The organism is Okeania sp., from assembly GCF_983059655.1.
In genome coordinates this window covers 1-2541 of the sequence record NZ_CEZPJD010000992.1, presented here as the reverse complement: position 1 = coordinate 2541, position 2541 = coordinate 1, and the positions used below count along the sequence as shown (strand labels likewise).

The following is a 2541-nucleotide window of genomic DNA, read 5'->3' as shown; positions in this document are numbered from 1 at the left end:
TAAATTTAATATTGATTTTAGATAATTCAGTCTAAATCTATTACTTTAGTAATATCCTTATTATTAATGCAGTTATTTTGTCAGCATTTCTTGCGGACTGCTACACAAACAGCTATTATAAGTCCCTATTTCCCTACAGGATGCTATGCAAACAGCTATTAGTAATGAATAATTACTTCTAAGGTTTGGGAAAGTGACTTTGGTAGTAACTTTATTATTATTTCTTGATTTCTCAGTTGTTTTTACCGAAAAATTCTGGGTATGCGCCTCCCTTTTCAAGGGGATAAAAAATGCTTGTTAGCGTAGCTTTCCGTAGGGTGGAATGACGAGGAGACCTCGCCATATAATCGACCAGGAGAAAATAGAATATTCGCTATCTCAAGCCTCCTTATTGCAGAGGTACTGATAACTAAAAGACCTTCCCCAAAATTAATAGCTGATCGAGGAGTTCCACCCCAATAGGAGGCTAGCTAATAGCTGACCGCTGTTTGCGCAGCATTCCGCAGGAAATACTTACATTATTTTTAATTTAGATAAACTAAATTTGTTACTTGCATATTTTCAGATTTAAACTGCAAAAAATCACCCTTATATCATAAGCCGGTAATATTTTTCTCTACTCATAACTTTAATAATTTTAGTAGTTATATACTATCTATTTTAGTCTTTTTTCTGTAAAAAAATACTTTTTATGCTTATTAAATTAATCGATCCCCTTCTAGATCTTCACATAAGACAATAATTTTTTATTAAGGCCATACCTTTAAGATTTGATTAGTCCAATATTCTAGTAATTCAATCAAATCAAAAACAATTGACTTAATAAAAACTATGTATACAAAAATCAGAATATATAAAAACACGGGCAGTACAAAATTACAGCCCTCAAATATACAAAATATATTAAAGATAAAGACTTACCGTTCAACGAAACTTACTCAAACTGAATGAGAAAGTCTGAAGGTCTAGTCATTTGTAGTGGGTCAAGCACTACAGGGTTAAATGGCAAACCCTTACATTGTCAAAGACATCAGGGATTACTTTTTCAATTATATTAAATGACCCATTTATATCAGCATTTAATAATTTCTTTTCTCTGGTTTTATACAACCCTCTTGATTACTCTTTTTCCACTAAAATTCAGTTTTTTATCTCTATATTTAAGCAAATCATCCCCATCTAAAAAACTCGATTGAGATGTATAAGATTCTTCTGTAATTATTAATTTTATTCCTCTTAGTTGATTCAAGCTGAGTTTCTTTTTGTTTTCAAAGAAATATTGGCGCTGGATGGTAATTGGCTAAATTGAACAGATTTTTTGACAAAAAAGACTTGTGGTCAATTTCTGACCACTGATTTGCTGATAATCATGACGTTCAACTAGCTTCATACCTTAATTGTAGCTGATAACGACTCAATGGATAGACAACTGAAAAAACTTACTCATTTTAGTTTTATAGGTATAGTTATGAGGAAGCTTGATTAACTTTAGAGAAGTTTTCGCTCTCTTTAATTTACACCCCGATCAATTCTTGAGTAATCATACCTAAGCTTTTTTACTTTCTATTGCCCAACGAGCTAATTCTGTCCGATTGTGTAGACCAGTTTTACCAAGCATATTACTCACATGACTCTCAATAGTTCTTTGACTAACTTCCATCATTTGTGCAATGTCACGATTTGCCATTCCCTGGGCGACAAGTTGGACTACCTTTAATTCTGTGGGAGTTAACTCTACGTTTCGGCGCACCTTAATTTTTGGCCCATTACTAGCCACGCCAGAATTTTGATGTTTAATTAGGCGAGAAGCTTGCTTCAGGGAAGATTCTACTTGAGCTACGAGTTCTTCTGGCTCAAATGGTTTGACAATGTAGACATCAGCTCCAGTATTCAAACCTTTGACTCGGTCTTGACTTTGACCTTTAGCAGATAGAAATAGAACTGGAACCCATTCTGTAGCTGGATTTTCTCTGATGTGTTGCACAAGGGTATAGCCATCCATTTCTGGCATCATCACATCACATATAATTAGCTCAGGAATTTCATTTTCCAGCTTTTCTAGTGCTTCTCGGCCATTTTCTGCTGTTGTTACCTGATACCCACGAAATTCTAAATAATCCTTGACTAATAAAATTAAATTAGGGTCATCATCAACCAACATTAACCGTCTTTGCTCTGTAGTATTAATTTCCTTCATAATGAAGAACTCACTTTGTTTAATTCCCGCAAACGTTAACTTCAAAGATAGGTATAAACCACATCTTTCATAAAAGATTAAAGAAGTAGGGCGAGTTTGCTACTTTCTTTTAAATTAATATATATCCTCACCCAAAGGGCAGGGACTGTATCTAACACTCTAAAGAAATTATACTCCTATTTATTATTGATTATAGACTTTAGACTCAATCAATACTTCTACAATATTTAGATATATAACTAGATATAGCAATCCTATTTTATTCGTGTCAAGAATCTTACTGCTTTTTAGGGAATAGGGAACAGGGAACAGGGAACAGGTAAGAGTTTCAGTTTTTTTATCTA

Annotated in this window: 1 protein-coding gene; it reads right to left on the bottom strand. The window is 33.5% G+C overall.

Annotated features, from left to right (window positions below; genetic code table 11):
* Positions 1–1546: 1546 nt before the first annotated feature.
* Positions 1547–2197, bottom strand: a complete 651-nt coding sequence (locus AC3DU7_RS31000) for a response regulator transcription factor (protein WP_488042804.1) — start codon at positions 2195–2197, stop codon at positions 1547–1549.
* Positions 2198–2541: the final 344 nt, after the last annotated feature.

Coding starts and splice junctions, on each gene's coding strand:
- AC3DU7_RS31000 (WP_488042804.1), bottom strand. CDS start 2,197: ATGAAGGAAATTAATACTACAGAGCAAAGACGGTTAATGTTGGTTGAT.